General features: G+C 51.6%; 1 protein-coding gene. It reads left to right on the top strand.

All coding sequences use genetic code 11. The annotated features are described in order from the left end of the window. The coding region (locus tag A3730_RS32850) for a tyrosine-type recombinase/integrase (protein ID WP_369819136.1) at positions 1-447 on the top strand (447 nt) is incomplete at its 5' end. Between the last annotated feature and the right edge of the window lie 272 nt (positions 448-719).

The raw sequence follows: 719 nt of genomic DNA, 5'->3' as shown, positions 1-719 counted from the left end.
TTTCCGTCGCAACGAGGGGCAAGCCGCTGTCTATCCGAGAATGGCGTCCGAGTGGCCCTTCGGGATATGGGCTACGGCAACGATGACGTAACCCCCCATGGCTTCCGAGCAACAGCCCGGACAATCTTGGACGAAGTACTGGGCTATAGGATTGAGTGGATCGAGCACCAACTGGCTCATGCCGTCAAAGACCCCAATGGTACCGCCTATAATAGAACCAGCCTCCTGAGTCAGCGCACCAAAATGATGCAGGAGTGGGCCAACTACCTAGACGCCCTTCGAGATGGGAAACAATTTGAACGGGCGGGAACAACCCCAGAAACTCAATACAGCCTTAGCTGCGAATCGACTGAAAAAGAGAATGGCAATCTAAAGAAGGATGGCAAGAAAAGCTTTACAGCTTTATTTAGCAATTATGCATCCCAGGAAAAACCCACATCTGATTAGTCGCCACTCCGATCTTTACCAAACACTCGTAGCTCGAAATCACCGGGTGCAAGTAACAACACAGACTTTCAGCCGAAAAATCGCAAAAAAATGGAACCCTAACCCTTCGTGGGCGGCAGCATAACGCAGGCCTGCAAAGCAAGTCATTGAGCATAGTCCCCAGGCATCCAAAAGCGTCCTAGCCCGTCTAAGATACCGCCCTATTTGGTCAACATCCCGATCAGAAGCGCAGCCAGCCCATCCCTTGCATGTAACGGCTCAATCGTTGCGGT

The organism is Alcanivorax sp. HI0044 (assembly GCF_001634945.1).
Note: the sequence above shows the minus strand (reverse complement) of the source record. Positions and strands in the feature narration are given on the sequence as shown.